This is a genomic window from Paracholeplasma manati (assembly GCF_025742995.1).
GTDB classification, from domain to species: domain Bacteria; phylum Bacillota_I; class Bacilli_A; order Acholeplasmatales; family UBA5453; genus Paracholeplasma; species Paracholeplasma manati.
Genome location: NZ_JAOVQM010000002.1, coordinates 53,209 through 73,213 on the forward strand (window position 1 = coordinate 53,209; position 20,005 = coordinate 73,213).

Below are 20,005 nucleotides of genomic sequence, written 5' to 3' on the forward strand. Positions count from 1 at the left end.
ATATAAATATATAACCGTTTTACCCCAAAAAAGATAGGAGAGTGGCTATATGGGATATCGTACAGTGCAGTACGGTAAGAAAGCAGTTAGACGCAACTACTCTAAAATGCGTCATGAGATTGAATTGCCAGATTTGATCGAATTACAGACTAAATCATTCGATTGGTTTGTGAATGAAGGGTTAGCAAAATTATTTGAGGACATCTCACCGATCGAGTCATATAATGGCGATTTCAAACTGTACTTTACTAACCACCGTTTTGAAGAACCGAAATACGACATCGTACAATCGAAAATTCGTGACACCAGTTATTCAAGACCATTATTTGTTACAGTAAGACTTGAAAATGTAATCCAAGGTACCGTGATTGAGAAACAACTATTTATGGGTGATTTCCAATACATGACACCTGTGGGTACTTTTATCATTAATGGCGCTGAACGTGTCGTAGTTTCACAAATCGTTAGATCTGCCGGTGTATATTTCACCAGCGATTTCGATAAAAAGACCAACACTCACCGTTATCTATCCCAAGTCATCCCAACCAGAGGTGCTTGGCTTGAATATGAAATGGGTGCCAAGAACATATTCTATGGCAAACTAGACAGAAGTAAAAAAGTATCCTTAACCGCACTCTTACAAGCATTCGGTTTTGATGGTATTGAAGAAATCAAAAAGCTATTCCCAACCTACAAGAAGATGTTAGATGAAACCTTCAAGAAGGATGAAAAGGAAGGCATTTTAAGTTCGGATACAGCCATCGAAGACTTATATTCTAAGCTTAGACAAGGCGAAAAGATTCCTGTGTCTGCTGCGAAAGAATTCGTTCGTACCCGTTTATTTGATTCAAGACGTTACGATTTAGAAGAAGTTGGACGTTATAAATTCAAACAAAAGCTGGATATTACCAATCGCTTAATGACCATCGCACAAGGCATTACTGCGCCGAACCAACCAGCCATTTACAAATATGCACAAGATGTGATTGACCCAGTAACCAAGGCAATCTTGGTTGCGAAAGATCAAATCGTGGATGTGGCTTCCGTTGAACTACTCAGCCAACACAGAGACGCTTTACGTAAAGTTGTGTTATCGAAAGAATCCAGTCTACAAAACGAATCCGAAAATGAAGTTTTCGGTATCAAGACCTCCGATTTATTCGAACAATACGCTAAAGACGACATCTTATACATCCCTGCGGATGCGAAGGAAGCCGGTTTATTGGTTCCAGCCAGAACCAAGATTACCCCAGAAATTCGCAACTTGATCTACAAAAACAGAAATAACCTCGTATTCCAAAAGAAAGACGTCAATGGCAACAATGTCGTTGAAAAAGACGCTTCTAAAGCGAAGCTACTTGTCGACCTTTATGGCAAGATCGATGGCATTACACCAATCGAATATGCGAAAGAAATCATTGTTGAACAAAACATCGTGAACCTCTTAACAGGTGAAGTGATTGTGGAAGCTGGCAGTGTATTGACCCCTGAAGTGAGACAAACTTTACTTGTAAATAGAGAAGGTTTGAACTATGCTTCTTTAAGATACCTTCGTACATTCATTGACCATGACATCTTACTTGCGGATGACTCCGTACTCTTCTATGAAGGCACTGAAGTTACCGACGAAGTGTATTTCCAAATCTATGAAAACAAACAAAACCTTAAATCGCTTGAAGACTTAAAATACGCAACCGTTTATGCGAAACAAGACATCGATATCCTCGAAGACTATCGCAGACACGAATCCGTTGAAAGCCAAAGAGACCACAAGCCAATCATGTATTGTGGGTATGAAATTACCGATGAAAACTTACTTGAATTACAAATCAACCGTAACAAGTTGGATGAAAATGTCATCAAGTATTTCTTAGTTGCTGGTAAAAAAGGTGAATTCTACCGTAAGGAATCACAACGTCGTGCTACCTTCGTTGAAGTCATTCAAATCAAAGCAGCGAAAGATGCTAAAGATGATAAAGATGTCATTGAACTCATTGGTCACGACTCTCGTGAAACCAGACTTCACATCACCGTATCTGACATCATCGCTTCGATTTCATATTACTTAAATCTTTATGATGGCGTTGGTAAGATCGATGATATCGACCACTTATCCAACCGTCGTTTAAGATTGATTGGTGAATTGCTCAAGAACCAATTCCGTATTGGTTTAGCGAAACTTGAAAAGAACATCAAAGACAAGATGTCGACTGCGGATGCGAAGGAAGCTTCGTTACAATCCCTAATCAACATCAAACCGTTGACTGCTTCCTTGAAAGAATTCTTCGGTAGTTCCCAATTGTCTCAGTTCATGGATCAAATCAACCCACTCGCTGAATTAACTCAAAAACGTAGAGTATCCGCGCTTGGTACAGGTGGTCTTGCGAGAGACCGTGCCGGCGTTGAAGTTCGTGACGTTCACGAGTCTCACTATGGCCGTATTTGTCCAATTGAAACCCCAGAAGGTCCATCCATTGGTCTGATTTCCTCTTTAGCAAGCTATGCGAAAGTCGACCAATATGGATTCATTCAAACCCCATACTTAAAAGTGGATAAGTCAGACCCTGAACATCCATTTGTCACATCCGAATATGTCTACTTCACTGCTGGTGAAGAAGAACACCACATCATCGCTTCCGCCGACTCTCAAACCGATGAAAATGGCCATTTCAAGACAGAAACTGTCATTGGACGTTTTATGGGCGATACCCGTTCATACCCATCGAAGAAAGTCGATTATATGGACGTCTCACCTAAACAAATCGTTTCGGTTGCGACATCATCCATTCCATTCCTAGAACACGATGACGCCTCCCGTGCCTTGATGGGCGCGAACATGCAACGTCAAGCCGTGCCTCTACTTGTCCCAGATTCTCCAATCGTTGGTACAGGTATTGAATACCGTTCTGCGAAAGACTCCGGTAGTGCGATTGTTGCCCATGTCGATGGTGTTGTTACTTATGCTGACGGTCGTAAGATTGTCATCGCTGTTAAACCAGAAGCTTCAATTAAGACGACCAGAGGTAAACTTGTTTATGACAAGGATACCGAATTCAACTGGGAAGCATACGATCAAATTCGTCAAGCGAAGATGACCGATTTACTCCGTTTTGAAACCTATCCATTAACCCAATTCTTACGCTCTAACCAAGATACTTCCATCCTTCAAAAGCCAATCGTTCAAATTGGTGAAAAGATCGATAAAGGCGATGTCATCGCCGATGGTCCATCCATCAATAAAGGTGAATTAGCCCTTGGTAGAAACGTCGTTGTCGCATTCATGACCTGGGAAGGTTATAACTATGAAGACGCCGTCATCATGAGTGAAGATTTGGTTAAAAACGACGTGTACACTTCGATTCACATCGATGAACATCAAGTCGAATCTCGCGATACCAAGTTAGGTAAAGAAGAGATTACCAGAGAAATTCCAAACGTATCTCCAGATGCACTTAAATTCTTAGACGACCGTGGGGTAGTTATTCCAGGTACTGAAGTCAAAGAAGGCGACATCTTGGTAGGTAAGATTACACCTAAAGGACAAACCGAACCAACCCCAGAAGAAAAACTCCTTCAAGCCATCTTTAACGAGAAGGCAAGAGAAGTCAGAGATACTTCCTTGAAAGTACCTCATGGCGGTGGTGGTATTGTTCATTCCATCCAATACTTCAGCAAGTCCAATGGCGATGAACTTGGGCCAGGCGTCAACGAAGTGATCCGTGTTTATATCGTGAAGAAACGCAAAATCTCCGAAGGGGATAAGATGGCGGGACGTCACGGTAATAAAGGGGTTATCTCGAAGATTCTACCAAGAGAAGATATGCCATACATGGCTGATGGTACACCGGTTGACATCATGTTAAACCCACTTGGGGTACCATCACGTATGAACATCGGACAAGTCTTAGAAATCCATTTAGGTATGGCTGCTAAGAAACTTGGTATCAAAGTTGCTACCCCAGTATTTGACGGATTAACCCAACTCGATTTAGAACAAGTGATGGCCGAAGCAGGCATGGCTTCTGATGGTAAGCAAGTACTCTATGATGGACGTACTGGTGAACCTTATGAAAACAGAGTCTCCGTCGGTGTCATGTATATGATCAAACTTTCTCACATGGTTGACGATAAGCTCCATGCGCGTTCCGTTGGTCCTTACACTTTAGTCACCCAACAACCAATGGGTGGTAAAGCTCAAAACGGGGGACAACGTTTCGGGGAAATGGAAGTTTGGGCGCTCTACGCTTATGGTGCAGCGCATACCCTTAAAGAAATTCTTACCGTTAAGTCAGATGATATCATCGGACGTAACAAAGTATACCGTGCGATTACCGATGGTAAACCAATCCCAGATTCACACATTCCAGAATCCTTCCGCGTATTGACCAGAGAACTCCAATCCTTAGGTCTATATGTTGAGTTGATCGATGCTGAAACGGGCGAAAATGAGGTTAACAAATCATTGGTCGATCAAACCAATCCATTCGAACGTAAAGGGGGATTCTAATTTATGGCAAAAGATAACAAAAAAGTGTCCATTGTAGATTTAAAATTATCTGCAGAAACCACAGAATACCTAACCCTTTCGGGGATCGATACCTTAGAAGATTTCAATACATTTACACTCAAAGAATTGCGTTTACTTTTAAAGACAGATGCGGCTTTTAACGAAGTTGTCCCTGTCTTAAAGAAGTACGTATTACCGAGCGCAGTTGAAAACTTAGCACTTTCTAAAGAACTTGGAAATGCTTTAAATGACCTTGGTATTGTTGAAACGAAAGCCTTATTGGCATTAACCAAAGAAGCCCTTCATGACATCATTAATCACGATGGACTCCTATACGACGAACTTGCAAAACTATTCAACATGTATGGTGTTTTACTACCAGATAAAGAAGATTTGGTACATGACCACCACCACGATGAAGACTTGGTCCAAGACGTCGATGCGGAAGTCAACATCAACACCCCAATCAGTGTTGATGCTTATGTCAAAGCGGCTCAAGCAAAACCTAAAAACAAAGCCTATGGTTCTACCGACTATTCACACTTAAAGATTCGTCTCGCGTCTCCAGAAGAAATTCGTTCTTGGAGTTATGGTGAAGTCTTAAAACACGAAACCATCAACTATAGAACGTTAAAACCTGAAGAAGGCGGTCTATTCTGCGAACGTATCTTCGGTCCAACCAAAGATTACCAATGCTTATGTGGTAAAAAACGTAACCTTGACAAAGGTCAAATCTGCGACAAGTGCGGCGTTGAAATCACAGAATCTAAAGTCAGAAGAGAACGCATGGGACACATCGAACTCGAAGCCCCAGTCGTACACACTTGGTACTTAAAGAACTCCCCTTCAAGATTGGCTTTATTACTCGATATTAAAGCGAAAGACTTAGAAGAAGTTGTTTATTTAGCAAGCTACATCGTTACTGACCCAGGTGATACTCCATTATCGAAGAAACAAATTCTTTCCGAAATGGAATATAACCAATACTACGAACAATATGGCAATAAGTTCAAAGCGATGACTGGTGCAGAAGCCGTTAAAAAGCTTTTACAAGACATCGATTTAGACAAAGAAGTGAAGTCATTAAGACGTAAACTAAAATCCCCATCGAAACAAAAACGTGACCGTGTCATCAAGAGACTCGAAGTCGTTGAAGCCTTCAACAATTCAGACAACAAACCTGAATGGATGGTTTTAGACGTTCTACCTGTCATCCCACCAGACATTCGTCCGATGGTTGCATTAGATGGTGGTCGTTTCGCAACCACCGACTTAAACGACTTATATCGCCGTATCTTAAACCGTAACAACCGTCTCAAACGTCAAAAGGAACAAAATGCACCACGCCTCATCATGAAGAATGAAAAGCGTATGTTGCAAGAAGCGGTTGACGCTTTGATTGATAACGCTAAACGTGGTAAGAAAGCCGTTGTTGAAAGAAATAGACACTTGAAATCCTTATCCGATATGCTTCGTGGTAAGCAAGGTCGTTTCCGTCAAAACTTACTTGGTAAGCGCGTTGACTTCTCTGGTCGTTCCGTTATTATCGTCGGACCAGACCTTGAAATGTACCAATGTGGTATCCCAAGAGAAATGGCAATCATTTTATTCAAACCATTCGTTTTAAGAGAACTCACCAAACGTAAAGAAACCATCCAAGCCGCTAAACGTTCCTATGAAGCATTAGATGATGATGCATGGAGCGCATTAGAAGCCGTTGTGGTTGAACATCCAGTGTTGTTAAACCGTGCGCCTACCCTCCACAGACTTGGGATTCAAGCATTTGAACCTAAGTTGATTGAAGGTAAAGCAATCCGTCTACACCCACTCGTTACCACAGCGTTCAACGCGGACTTCGACGGTGACCAAATGGCAGTCCACGTGCCACTTTCTCACGAAGCACAAGCTGAAGCGAGATTGTTGATGTTGGCTTCCAATAACATCTTGAACCCTAAAGATGGTAAACCAGTCGTTACCCCATCCCAAGATATGGTCTTGGGTAACTACTACTTAACCATGTCCAAACGCAATGAACCAAACGAAGGTCATTTCTATACCGGTTACGATGAAGCTTATATGGCTTATAAGAACGGTGAAATCACCCTTCATACCTTGATTGTGTTTGATCCAAAAACCTTGCCACATGCGTTTACTGAAGAGCAAAGAAATGCGTATTTAGTAACCACTTTAGGTAAGGCAATATTCAACCAAATCTTACCACCAAGCTTCCCATTCCTAAATGAACCGACTTCATCGAATTTAATCGATAAGACACCGGATAAATACTTTGTTAAGAAGGGGTTAAACGTCAGAGAAATCATCAAAGAGATGCCTCTACCTAAACCATTCGATAAGAAATATCTATCCTTGATCATTGCGGAAGTATTCAAACAATTCCAAATCAATGAAACTTCTAAGATGCTAGACCGTTTGAAAGACTTAGGCTTTAAATACTCTACCGTTGCAGGTATTACCGTATCTGCATCCGACATGGTTGTTTATACTAAGAAACAAGACCGTCTAAAACAAGCCGAAGAAAAGATTGCGGAAATTGACGAATACTTTGACGATGGTGTCCTTACCGAATCTGAACGTAAGAAACTCGTTGTCAACGAATGGAAAGTCGCTGGGGAAGATATCCAAGCGGGCGTCATGAGCGAATTCGACACCACCGGTCAATTATTCATCATTTTTGACTCCGGTGCGCGTGGTAACAAATCGCACTTCTCGCAATTACTTGGTATGCGTGGTCTGATGACCAACCCTACCGGGGAAACCATTGAAATTCCAGTTAAAGCGAACTTTAGAGAAGGTCTATCCGTATCCGAATTCTTTATTTCCACCCATGGTGCGCGTAAAGGTTCTACCGATACCGCGTTAAAGACTGCGGAATCGGGTTACTTAACCAGACGTCTCGCTGACGTATCACAAGACGTGATCGTTGACCTAGAAGATTGCCAAACTGAAAAAGGCGTTGTGATGGAAGCCATCCGTGACAATGACGGCAAAGAAACTGTATCCTTATTCGACCGTATCATTGGCCGTTATGCATCGTCACCAGTCATCCATCCAACCACCAAAGAAGTCCTAGTCGACCGTAACCAACTCATTACCAATGAACTTGGTGAAGTCGTTGTTAAAGCAGGCGTTAAGTCTGTTGAAATCCGTAGCGTGCTCACCTGTAATTCTGTCAATGGCGTATGTAAATTATGCTATGGTAGAAACCTCGCAACCAACAAGTCTGTTGAAGTTGGGGAAGCGGTTGGGGTCATCGCTGCACAATCGATTGGTGAACCAGGTACTCAGTTAACCATGCGTACATTCCACACAGGTGGGGTTGCTTCAGCATCCGACATCACCGCCGGTCTTCCACGTATTCAAGAATTGTTCGAAGCACGTAAACCTAAAGGGGTCTCTGTGATTTCTGAAGTTGCGGGTAAAGTGAAGATGATTGAAACGTCTAAGGCAGGCTCTGTGGTAACCGTTGTTTCTGATCAAACACTCAATGGTGAACCAAAAGAATACAAATACACATTAGATTCGAGTGCACAACTCTTAGTCAAGAAGAACCAAGTCGTCAAGGCTGGGGATCGTCTAAACAAGGGTTCCATCCATCCGAAAGAATTACTACGCGTATCCTCAGCGGAAGCGGTTGAAAAATACATCGTTGAAGAAGCTCAAAAAGTATACCGTGCTCAAGGGGTAGAAATCAGCGATAAGCACTTCGAAATCATTGTGCATCAAATGTTGAGAAAGATTTCCGTCATATTTGAAGGCGACACCGAATTATTACCAGGATCCAAAGTCTCGATTGCAGAATTCAAAGCTGCAAACAAGAAAGCCATCGCAGCTAGACAACGTCCAGCGGTTGGTCAACCAGAACTCTTAGGTATTACCCGTGCGTCCCTACAAAGCGATTCCTTCTTATCAGCAGCATCCTTCCAAGAAACCACACGTATTCTTACTGACGCCGCTATTCACGGTAAGACCGATGAATTACACGGCTTAAAAGAAAACGTCATCATTGGTGGATTGATTCCTGCAGGTACAGGTATCCTCAAAGACAAGTTCTTCCACTACGAAGAACCAGTCATTGACGACGAAGAATTCGATCAAGCATAAAAAACAGTAGATACAGGCGCGCACTCACGTGTGCGCCTTATTATTTACAAATATTTTGATAAAAACGGTTGACATTAAAAACCATAAAAGGTATAATAAAAACGCTGTAAAAAAGAGACTCAGCCCAATTCATTTTGGCCCTTCAATAAGCCAAAATAAATTTTTTGAGAAAAAAAAGAAACACACGGTCATGTGTTAATCTAGAAAGGAGAAAAATATGCCTACAATTGCACAACTCGTTAGAGACGGTAGACAAGACAAGGTAACAAAATCGAAAGCCCCATATCTAGGGATTGGATTAAACACGCTTAAGAAAAAAGAAACTAGTGTTAACTCACCACAAAAACGCGGGGTATGTGTTCGTGTTACTACCATGACACCTAAGAAACCTAACTCGGCGTTACGTAAGTATGCGCGTGTTAGATTATCTAACGGTATTGAAGTCAACGCGTACATTCCAGGTGAAGGACATTCACTACAAGAACACAGCGTCGTCCTTATCCGTGGTGGTCGTGTCAAAGACTTACCAGGGGTTAGATACCATATCGTTCGTGGCACATTAGATACATCTGGTGTTGCTAACCGCAAACAAGCTCGTTCAAAATACGGTGCTAAGCGTCCTAAAGCTGCTCCAGCAGGAAAAGCTGCTACACCAGCAAAGAAAAAATAACATCTAATTTACAATTATTCAGTATATCTGAAAGGAGGATATAAATATGCCAAGAAAAGGACATATCGCTAAACGTGATGTTTTACCTGACCCAATTTACAATTCTAAACTTGTAACACGTATTATCAATACAATCATGCTAGATGGTAAAAAAGGCACGGCTCAAGGAATTTTATACGGTGCTTTTGATCGTATTAAAGCTGAAACCGGTCGTGAACCAATCGAAGTTTTCAATGAAGCATTAAAAAATATCATGCCAGTACTTGAAGTACGTTCAAGACGTATTGGCGGACAAAACTATCAAGTTCCAGTTGAGGTGCGTGCTGAGCGTAAAACAACTTTAGGTTTAAGATGGTTAATCAACTACTCTCGCTTAAGACATGAAAAAACCATGGAAGAAAAATTAGCGAAAGAAATTATGGACGCTGCAAATGGACAAGGCGCAGCTGTCAAGAAACGTGAAGATACCCACAGAATGGCCGAAGCTAACAGAGCTTTCGCACATTACCGTTGGTAGTCAGAAGGAGTTATTAGTATGCCTCGTGAATTTCCTTTAAATAAGACTCGTAATATCGGTATTATGGCCCATATTGACGCGGGTAAAACAACAACAACTGAACGCATTCTGTTCCACACAGGTAAAATCCATAAGATGGGTGAAACACACGATGGTGCATCCCAAATGGACTGGATGGAACAAGAACAAGAACGCGGTATTACGATCACATCAGCAGCAACGACTGCTTATTGGAGAGGTCACCGTATTAACGTTATCGATACCCCAGGACACGTCGACTTCACCGTTGAAGTTCAACGCAGCCTAAGAGTATTGGATGGCGCTGTTACCGTTCTAGATGCACAAGCCGGCGTAGAGCCACAAACAGAAACCGTTTGGAGACAAGCGACAGAATATAAAGTTCCACGTGTTATTTTCGTCAATAAGATGGATAAAACTGGTGCGGATTTCTTCTATTCTATCAACACCATCCATAACCGTTTAGGGGTTAAGGCTTCCCCAATCCAAATTCCAATTGGAGCAGAAACCTTCTTTGAAGGGATCATCGACATCGTCTCAATGAAAGCTTACCATTTCGATGGTAACGCAGAAGAAATTTCTACCGAAATTCCTATCCCTGAAAAGTTAGTGGACGTTGTAAAACAAAAGAGAATTGAATTGATTGAAGCAGTTGCAGAATTTGATGAAGATATGATGGTTGCATACCTTGAAGGTGAAGAAATCACCCCTGAGGTATTAAAAGGTGCAATCCGTAAGGGTACCCTTTCAGTTGAATTCTTCCCAGTCATCTGCGGATCTGCTTTCAAAAACAAAGGCGTTAAATTGATGTTAGATGCAGTCGTAGATTATTTACCTGCACCAACCGACATCGCTGACGTCGTTGGTCACGATGAACACGGTCAAGAAATGCACCGTCCAACCGATGACAACCAACCTTTCACAGCGCTTGCTTTTAAAGTTATGACAGACCCATTCGTTGGCCGTCTCACATTCTTTAGAATCTATGCAGGTACTGTACAACAAGGTTCTTACATCTTGAATACCACCAAAGGTAAGAGAGAACGTCTAGGTCGCTTACTACAAATGCATGCGAACCATAGAGAAGAAATCAAAGAGGCTTATGCGGGCGATATCGCTGCAGCTATCGGTCTTAAAGATACAACCACAGGGGATACACTTGCTGGCGAAAAGGATACCATTATCCTTGAATCCATGAAGTTCCCTGAACCGGTTATCAACATCGCAATCGAACCAAAAACCAAGAACGACCAAGACAAGATGACTCACGCATTAACAAAACTTGCTGAAGAAGATCCAACTTTCCGCGTATTTACCGACAAAGAAACAAGTCAAACCATCATCGCTGGTATGGGTGAATTACACCTTGACATCATCGTTGACCGTATGAAGAGAGAATTTAAGGTAGAAGCAAACGTTGGTGCACCACAAGTTTCTTACCGTGAAACCATCACAGGTACTGCTGACATTGAAGGTAAATTCATCCGTCAATCCGGTGGTAGAGGTCAATATGGTCACGTTTGGATCAAGTTTGAACCAAACCCTGGCAAAGGCTTCGAATTCGTGGATGCAGTTGTGGGTGGTACCGTTCCTAGAGAATATATTGGCGTTGTCCAAAAAGGTCTTGAAGAAGCACTACCAAACGGTATCTTAGCTGGTTACCCAGTTATGGACATCAAAGCAACTCTATTCGATGGATCCTACCATGATGTCGACTCCTCTGAAATGGCCTATAAGATTGCTGCTGCCATCGCACTTAAAGGTGCTAAAGAAAAATGTGGCGCAACCATTCTTGAACCAATCATGAAAGTCGAAATCGTTGTACCAGATGAATATGTTGGTAACGTCATTGGTGACATTACATCTCGTAGAGGTCGCCTAGAAGCACAAGAATCTAGAGGTAACGCCATTGGTATTAAAGCGAACGTTCCACTATCTGAAATGTTCGGTTATGCTACTGCATTACGTTCTAATTCTCAAGGTCGTGCAACCTTTGTGATGCAATTCGACCATTATGAAAGAGCACCTAAGTCTGTCGCTGAAGAAATCATCAAGAAGCGTAACGCCTAGGTACTTGCAAAAACATATTATTTGATATAAAATAATAGTTGGTACAAATTAAGAAAAACACACACACTATAAGGAGAATAAAAAAATGGCAAAACAAAAATTTGAACGTACTAAACCGCACGTTAACGTTGGAACCATTGGCCACGTTGACCACGGCAAAACAACATTAACAGCAGCTATTTCAACAGTTCTTTCCAAGAAAGGTTTAGCTGAAGTTAGAGACTATGCTTCTATCGACAGTGCACCTGAAGAAAAAGAACGCGGTATTACTATCAATACTGCACACATCGAATATCAAACAGAAAAACGTCACTATGCACACGTTGACTGCCCAGGACATGCTGACTATGTCAAGAACATGATCACTGGTGCCGCTCAAATGGACGGTGGTATCTTAGTTGTTTCTGCAGCAGACGGCCCTATGCCACAAACTCGCGAACACATCTTACTATCTCGTCAAGTGGGCGTGCCTAAACTTGTTGTATTCTTAAACAAATGCGACATGGTTGATGACGAAGAATTAATCGACTTAGTTGAAATGGAAGTACGTGAATTACTTTCTGAATATGACTTCCCAGGCGATGACATTCCATTCATCCGCGGATCTGCTTTAAAAGCACTTGAAGGCGACGCTGCATGGGTTGGCAAAATCGAAGAATTAATGAACGCTGTTGATACTTATATCGACAACCCAGTTCGCGAAATCGACAAACCATTCTTAATGCCAGTAGAAGACGTATTCACCATCACAGGTCGTGGTACAGTTGCTACAGGTAGAGTTGAACGTGGTACAATCAACGTCAACACTGAAGTTGAAATCATCGGTATCCATGACACATTAAAGACTGTCGTTACTGGTGTTGAAATGTTCCGTAAACTATTAGACAGAGCAGAAGCTGGTGACAACATTGGTGCGTTATTACGTGGTATTACCCGTGATAAAATCCAAAGAGGTCAAGTATTAGCTAAACCAGGCTCCGTTAAACCACACTCGAAGTTTGAAGCACAAGTATACGTTCTTTCTAAAGAAGAAGGTGGACGTCATACAGCGTTCTTCTCAAACTATAGACCACAATTCTATTTCCGTACAACTGACATCACTGGTGTCATCACTTTACAAGAAGGTACAGAAATGGTTATGCCAGGGGACAACACAGTCATGATCGTTGAACTTATCCACCCAATCGCTATCGAAGAAGGTACTAAGTTCTCTATCCGTGAAGGTGGACGTACTGTAGGCGCTGGTTCCGTTGTCAAGATTCTTGAATAATTAAAACCAATTTTAAAACCACACACACAATTGTGTGGTTTTTTCTTTTTGAAGAGAAAGACCTTTATCTTATGATAAAATGGTAATAGTCATCATCATAAGATGATCGATTTTGAACTATATGAGGTAACAACGATGATTATTGATACACATGCACATTTAAATATCGATGAATTTAAGGATGAAATGCCTGAAATACTACAAAGAGCATCCGATAGCGATATCCAAAAGATCATCGTCATCGGGATGAATGCGAAAGCCAACCAACGTGGGATTGAATTAACCCAATATAGTAACCTTTACGCGACCGTTGGGATTCACCCATCGGATGTCAATGAAGGTCTGGATATCGACATGTTACAAGCTCAATTAAAGCACGAAAAAGTGGTTGCTATTGGGGAAATTGGGATAGATTTATATTGGGTTAAAGACAATCTACCACTCCAAATTGAGGTATTTAGAAAACAATTGGATTTAGCCATGGCATTGAACTATCCTGTTGTGATTCACATGCGAGATAGTGCACAAGAGATATATGATGTGGTTAAATCATATCCAGGATTAAAAGGGGTCATGCATTGTTTCAGTGCCGACCTGGACTGGGCGTTGAAGTTTATTGATCTAGGATTCTATATTGGTATTGGTGGACCGGTTACTTTTAAGAATAACTTGACGGCTAAAGAAGTTGCGAAAAGTATTCCAATCGAGCGTTTATTGGTAGAGACCGATAGCCCATATCTAGCACCTACACCACATCGCGGGAAACGAAATGAACCCGCTTATACAAAATTAGTTGTGGCAGAAATCGCTCGTTTAAGAGGCGATTCCATCGAGAATATATCGAATCAAACGTCTCAAAATGCGATGCGTTTGTTTCATATTTAGGAGGTAAAATGATGAAAAAATGGATGATATTCAGTTTATTAACGTTATTTTTATTTACACTTTCGGGATGTTATGAAAGAGAAACTACCGTTTATACATTAGAGGATGTTCAGTCACAAATCACAGAAATTTATGATCAAGTAGCACCGATGACGGTAGCGGTTGTATCCTATGATGAGGCGGATTACGCCATTAAAGTTGGACACGGTTCAGGACTCATTTATGACCGTACAGAAGCTGCAGGCGTTTATACTTATTACGTCATTACAAATTACCATGTCGTAGAATCGCAAGCTTACTTACGCATTTATAATGGTATCAACTATTATAACGCTACCCCTTACGCTGTTCATGAACCAGAAGATTTGGCTTTGGTTACCTTCTCTACACCGGATGATCTCCCCTATTATGGTGTTGATCAATTTTCAGGGAACAAAGTGGTTGAACCGGTGGTCGGTTCATTTGTGATCGCGATTGGTACACCACTCGACTTGGATTTCTTTAACACAGCTACCATTGGTATTGTAGGTAGAACTCGAAATACACGCATTGTTCAACATGACGCCGCAATCAATCCGGGCAACAGTGGTGGACCTTTATTCGATTTGGCTGGTAATCTTCTCGGTTTCAACACTTGGAAACGCACCACAACCGTGACATCTGATGGTGAAATCGCAGTAGATGGTATTGGATTTGCGATATCCATGACGGTTGCAAAATCGGTAATCACCAGCCTAAGAGTGACTCAAACATCGGTTTTTGAATCCGCTAAGATTGGCATCACCGTTATGAATATTAGTGACGCAATCACGGAAAAATTTGAGGGTGTCAGACCCGTTTTCATTGAGGAAACTCAAGAAGCAGGCGTTTATGTCGATTCCATCGTTCCGTTAAGACCAGCGGTTGGTAAATTATTCGTTCATGACATCATCACCCATGTGAATGGTGAAGAGCTAGTCAACCTCGAATCGTTGTCTTTGTTATTGTCAGGAATGAAGTTTGGTGATACACTAAATTTGACAGTAAGAAGATATGTCAATAATCAATTCATTACCGTTTCCGTCAGCATCACCGTTTAGGAGGGCTTTATGACATTTAGTAGTCTATTATTTAAAATCGAAACCGGTCAACCATTGAGTGATAAAGCACTCGATAAAATGGCTAAAAAAATGTATTTAGCACCTTCATCAGCGCGCAGCTTTTTGTATACCTTATGGATTTTAGTGGTTCTATTTTTGTTAGCACTCGCAGCAGTAGATGGGTTAAAACCGTTATCACCACTTGTGGTGTACGTGCTTTCGATTGTGTTGCTTGTTGGATTGGCCTTGTATGCTTTTCTTCCTAAATACATTCGAATTCATCAATATTTAAATGCCGTAGATACCTTTTATGAAACCAAGTTTAGTGGATTAGATCATTATGATTTATACTACATTGGACAACACCGTTCACCCCATGTTAGAACACTGAAATCGAACAAAATATATTTATTGACCGACGGTCACCATCTATTATTTATCGATGATTATTTCAAGGATACTAAGTATGTTCTACCACGTATTTTCGGGGCAGATAAACCGGTGAATCTACGTGTTATTGACGCTGAAAAGAATGATCAATCCCGTGTATTGATCGATATTTCTGAAGTTGAACATTACCTATGTTCTAAACGAGAAGTACCGTTGAATAAGAAGCCAATCAATCCCAAATACACCCGTATATTCGAAACATTTTTAGATCAAGACCCACACATGGATGAACAATACTTCGTCACCTTAAAACTCTATAATGGCGCGGTTTTCCGTTTAGGATATGATGCATATAAAGCGTTGAAGTTCGCCATTCCACTCAAGGATAAAACATGATGAGCGATGTTCAAAAAGTAGCTCAAATTCTGATGGATTATGAATACAAAATTGCATTCGCTGAATCGATGACAGGTGGTGCGTTGGTGTCAGAACTGGTGAAAGTTCCAGGTGTATCTAGTATTTTAGATTATAGTGTGGTTACCTATTCAGAATCGGCCAAAGAACAGATGCTCAATATTCCAAAAATGTTGTTTGATGTTCATGGTGTGGTCTCGAAAGTTGTCGCCATTGAAATGGCTAAAAACATCGCTACTATTGCGAAAGCTGAGGTGGGTGTGGGTATTACAGGCAATGCCGGACCAACCGCACAAACCAACTCTCAAGTAGGTGAGGTATGGTTCGCATTCTTCTACCAAGGAGAGTCTTATAGTTATCACTTACAACTCAAGAATGAAGGCCGTGATGCCATCATTGAACATGCGAAAAAAGTGGTATTTCAAATGTTATTAAAACTGCTTACAAAATAACAAAAAACGTTTGTCATATAGATTTATCTATGATATAATATCAAAGCATGGTTTTTATCGACCATCCTTGCCTGTAGTTCATCTATAGGCCAATAGACCAGAAGGAGGAAATTAGAATGAAGAAATACGAAGTTATGTACATCATTCGTCCTGACCTTGAAAGCGAACAAATCAAGAGCCTAGTTGCTAACTTAAGCAACATCTTCACAGAAAGAGGTTCCGAAGTTTTAGAGCTTAAAGAGATCGGATTGAAAGAGCTAGCGTATGAAATCGGACACATGAAAAAAGGTTATTATGTGTGGAGTCTAGTGAATGCAACCAATGAAGCAATCGCTGAATTCGATCGTGTCATCCGTATTACAGAAACAGTTATTCGCTATATCGTTGTTAAAGACGGCGAATAATAAGGGAGGCGCAATTCAATGCTTAACCGAGTTGTTTTAGTTGGGCGTATAACCAAAGACCCAGAACAAAAAAGAACACAAAGTAACACACCTGTGGTGTCATTTACATTGGCAGTCAATCGTCAGTTTTCCAATGACCAAGGTGAAAAACAAGCAGATTTTATCCAATGCGTTGCATGGTCAAAACAAGCAGAGTTTATGTCTAATTACGTTAGAAAAGGTGCTCTACTTGGCTTAGAAGGCCGTATTCAAACAAGATCGTATGAAACCAATAATGGTGATACACGATATGTCACTGAAGTCGTTTGTGATTCAGTTCAAATCCTTGAAAGTAAGCGCGATGTCGCACCTACACAACCAAGTTACGAACCTGAAGAAGAAGACCCATTCATCAGCAAAGGTAAGAGTCTAGCTACAGAAGAAGATTTACCATTCTAATAGGAGGCTTAGTATGCAACAAAGAGGCGGATTCAAAAGACGTCGTAAAGTGTGCTATTTTACACAAAATAAAGTTGATCATATCGATTTCAAAGATGTTGAACTATTAAAGCGTTTCACTTCCGACAGAGGCAAAATTTTACCTCGTCGTGTGACTGGAACATCAGCTAAATGGCAACGTCCTCTTGCAATCGCGATCAAGCGTGCAAGACATATGGCACTACTTCCATACGTTAAGGAATAATAATACTATAAAGACTTTGTTATCAAAGTCTTTTTTTATTGATAAAATCGCGATTTTTCGATATAATTAAGGAAAGTAGGTGAGGCCATGAGAAGGATTATTGCACTGCTATTATCGATTGCAGGATTGATTACTGCAGGCATCATTGCTTATCAACACGGCGCATTTAACAATATGGATTTCGTGCTCTATTATGCCATCATCATGGCATTTTTTGGCGCAATCGTCATTTCCATTGAGTTCATTTTAAACCACAATCGAAAGCAAAAAATCAAATCATTGAATGCACGTTTAACCGCGTGGTCCAGTTTGTCTTACCATGTGAAACAAATCGGTGATGAAGCATTTAACGAATTACCTATTGGTATATTTTTGTATGATAATGACAATCTAACCGTAAAATGGAGCAATCCATTCGCCAATAAGATTTTCGGATTTGATATTGAAAATGCCTTAGTGGGACAACTCCATGAAGCCTTAGGTACCCTCATTAAAGATCAAGTCGCAGTGACGACATTCGCTGTTGGTGATAAACGCTATGACGCCATCAGCAGTAAAAACAATCAAGCGGTTTATTTGTTTGATGTCACTTCACGTGAAGATATCAAGGACAAATACTTAAAACGTTCTACAGCCTTAGGTGTCATCTATCTAGATAATGTCGAAGAAGCCTTATCGGGATTTGATATATATGAAAAGTCCAATATTCGTGGTGAATATTTAGGGATTATCACAGACTGGATTCAAGAGCATAAGGGCTATTTAAAATTGTATTCAGAAGACCGTATGACAATCGCAATGCACTATGAAGAGTTACAAAAAGTTATGGCGAATAAGTTTGAAATTCTAAACCGTATTCGTGAAGTATCCGCGAAACACCGCATTAGAATCTCGGCTTCGATCGGGATTGCTAGCTGGGAAGTTTCTTTTGAAGAATTGGGTTCACTCGCTCAAAACGCCATTGAATTGGCTGAAAAGCGCGGTGGTGACCAAGCGGTTGTCAATATTCAAAATGAAAAAATCGCCTATTTTGGTGGCAAGTCTAATGCATCTGAAAAGAGTTCTAGGGTCCATGTACGAATTCAATCACAAAACTTTAGAGAACTCATTGAAGCCTCTTCAAATGTCGTTGTCATGGGACATAAGTTCGCCGACATCGACGCGTTAGGTGCGATGATTGGGATTTATAAGATGGTTACCGCATCCAAGAAAGATGTGAAGATTGTCTTTGACCTTCCTGAAGTAGACAACACAGTGAAGAAAATTATTCCGTATATCAAAGAGGAAGCACAACACTTATATGCTCAATTGGATGAATCAAAAAACATCCTAAGATTCATGAACAATGATACTTTATTGGTTATTGTCGATACCCAATCACCGAATATCGTGGCTAATCAAGAAGTCTATAAACAAGCTAAAAAGATTGCATGTATTGACCACCATCGACATGGAGAAAACACATTTGAATCCATCTTTATGTATGTTGAACCATACGCATCCTCTTCTGTAGAATTGGTTGCGGAAATGATGGAATTCTACCAAAAAGACATCGACTTATTGCCGATTGAAGCAACCATCATGTATGGTGGTATCATCGTCGATACGAACGAATTTTCTTACCGCACCGGTACTAGAACGTTTGGTGCGGCAGCTTATCTAAAAGAACATGAGGCGTCCTCTGTTAGGGTAAAAGAATGGTTGAGATTAGACTTAGACCGTACCTTACTCATCAACGAACTGTTAAACAGTGTTCAAGTCATCACCAAGGAGTTTGCTGTCGTAGTGGATGAATCAAATGTGGTTCGTGACCGCGTATTGCTCGCACAAACATCACAAAAAATCCTTGAAATTGAAGGCATCAAAGCCGGATTTACCATTGCGAGAGTCGATGATGAATCGATTGGTATTTCAGCTCGCAGTTATGATGAAATCAATGTCCAAATCATCATGGAAGAATTGGGCGGTGGTGGCCATTTGAACAGCGCTGCCACACAAATTAAAAATCAAACGATTCCAGAAGTATTTGAATCGTTGAAGACGTTACTCTTAAGAGAACACGACGAGGGAGATGAAAGAATGAAAGTCATATTAACTGAAGACGTTAAAGGTAGAGGTAAGAAAGACGACATTATCGATGTTGCGAATGGGTATGGTACCTTCTTACTATCTTCAAACAAAGCCATCCTTGCTTCTGATGACAACATCAAAGCGATTGAAAAGGAAAAACAATTACTCAAAGAACGCGAAGCACAACACCTCGCCCTCATGAATAAGTTGAAACAAGAAATCGAATCCAAATCTGTCAATATCTTTATCAATATTGGCAACGACGGAAAATTGTTTGGTAGTGTCACTACGAAACAAATTGTGGAGTCGTTTGAAGAACAAACCGGTATCCGCTTAGACAAGAAAAAAGTGGAATTGACCTCTGAGATTAACTCGGTAGGTATCTATACAGCAACCGTATCTTTACACAAGGATGTTAAAGCACAATTTGAAATCAACGTATTAGAGAAATAAGG

14 protein-coding genes are annotated in these 20,005 nt (G+C 40.9%); all 14 read left to right on the plus strand.

Translation table 11 applies throughout. The features are described 5' to 3' along the window. Window positions 1-49 precede the first annotated feature (49 nt). Window positions 50-4,507 carry a DNA-directed RNA polymerase subunit beta gene (gene rpoB / locus N7548_RS02415; protein WP_263607811.1) on the plus strand — a complete coding sequence of 1,486 codons (4,458 nt, stop codon included), beginning with the start codon at window positions 50-52 and terminating at the stop codon, window positions 4,505-4,507. A 3-nt stretch (window positions 4,508-4,510) separates the two neighbouring features. Then, window positions 4,511-8,629, plus strand: a complete 4,119-nt coding sequence (rpoC, locus tag N7548_RS02420) for a DNA-directed RNA polymerase subunit beta' (RefSeq protein WP_263607812.1) — start codon at window positions 4,511-4,513, stop codon at window positions 8,627-8,629. 217 nt (window positions 8,630-8,846) lie between these two features. Beyond that, the gene (gene rpsL / locus N7548_RS02425) at window positions 8,847-9,299 is read left to right on the plus strand and encodes a 30S ribosomal protein S12 (RefSeq protein ID WP_263607813.1); all 453 of its coding nucleotides are present in this window, start codon (window positions 8,847-8,849) and stop codon (window positions 9,297-9,299) included. A gap of 46 nt (window positions 9,300-9,345) precedes the next feature. Then, a complete protein-coding gene (rpsG, locus tag N7548_RS02430) occupies window positions 9,346-9,816 on the plus strand; it encodes a 30S ribosomal protein S7 (RefSeq protein ID WP_263607814.1) in 471 nt (156 codons plus the stop codon). Window positions 9,817-9,834: 18 nt separating this feature from the next. Further along, complete coding sequence (gene fusA / locus N7548_RS02435; protein WP_263607815.1) at window positions 9,835-11,904, plus strand: elongation factor G; 2,070 nt, start codon at window positions 9,835-9,837, stop codon at window positions 11,902-11,904. Between the two features lie 85 nt (window positions 11,905-11,989). After that, a complete protein-coding gene (tuf, locus tag N7548_RS02440) occupies window positions 11,990-13,174 on the plus strand; it encodes an elongation factor Tu (protein WP_263607816.1) in 1,185 nt (394 codons plus the stop codon). A 135-nt stretch (window positions 13,175-13,309) separates the two neighbouring features. Further along, window positions 13,310-14,059, plus strand: a complete 750-nt coding sequence (locus tag N7548_RS02445) for a TatD family hydrolase (RefSeq protein WP_263607817.1) — start codon at window positions 13,310-13,312, stop codon at window positions 14,057-14,059. 11 nt (window positions 14,060-14,070) lie between these two features. Then, window positions 14,071-15,138 (plus strand): S1C family serine protease, encoded by a 1,068-nt coding sequence (locus N7548_RS02450; RefSeq protein WP_263607818.1) that lies wholly within the window; start codon window positions 14,071-14,073, stop codon window positions 15,136-15,138. A 9-nt stretch (window positions 15,139-15,147) separates the two neighbouring features. Next, on the plus strand, window positions 15,148-15,924 hold the full coding sequence (locus N7548_RS02455; RefSeq protein WP_263607819.1) for a hypothetical protein: 777 nt from the start codon (window positions 15,148-15,150) through the stop codon (window positions 15,922-15,924). Beyond that, window positions 15,921-16,394 carry a CinA family protein gene (locus N7548_RS02460; RefSeq protein WP_263607820.1) on the plus strand — a complete coding sequence of 158 codons (474 nt, stop codon included), beginning with the start codon at window positions 15,921-15,923 and terminating at the stop codon, window positions 16,392-16,394. The genes N7548_RS02455 and N7548_RS02460 overlap by 4 nt, the downstream gene beginning before the upstream one ends. Before the next feature lie 116 nt (window positions 16,395-16,510). Continuing rightward, window positions 16,511-16,798: a 30S ribosomal protein S6 gene (gene rpsF, locus N7548_RS02465; RefSeq protein WP_263607821.1), complete on the plus strand. Its 288-nt coding sequence runs from the start codon at window positions 16,511-16,513 to the stop codon at window positions 16,796-16,798. Window positions 16,799-16,816: 18 nt separating this feature from the next. Then, a complete protein-coding gene (locus tag N7548_RS02470; RefSeq protein WP_263607822.1) occupies window positions 16,817-17,236 on the plus strand; it encodes a single-stranded DNA-binding protein in 420 nt (139 codons plus the stop codon). A 13-nt stretch (window positions 17,237-17,249) separates the two neighbouring features. Continuing rightward, the gene (rpsR, locus tag N7548_RS02475; protein ID WP_263607823.1) at window positions 17,250-17,480 is read left to right on the plus strand and encodes a 30S ribosomal protein S18; all 231 of its coding nucleotides are present in this window, start codon (window positions 17,250-17,252) and stop codon (window positions 17,478-17,480) included. Between the two features lie 87 nt (window positions 17,481-17,567). Then, window positions 17,568-20,003, plus strand: a complete 2,436-nt coding sequence (gene rplI / locus N7548_RS02480; protein ID WP_263607824.1) for a 50S ribosomal protein L9 — start codon at window positions 17,568-17,570, stop codon at window positions 20,001-20,003. Window positions 20,004-20,005 lie beyond the last annotated feature (2 nt).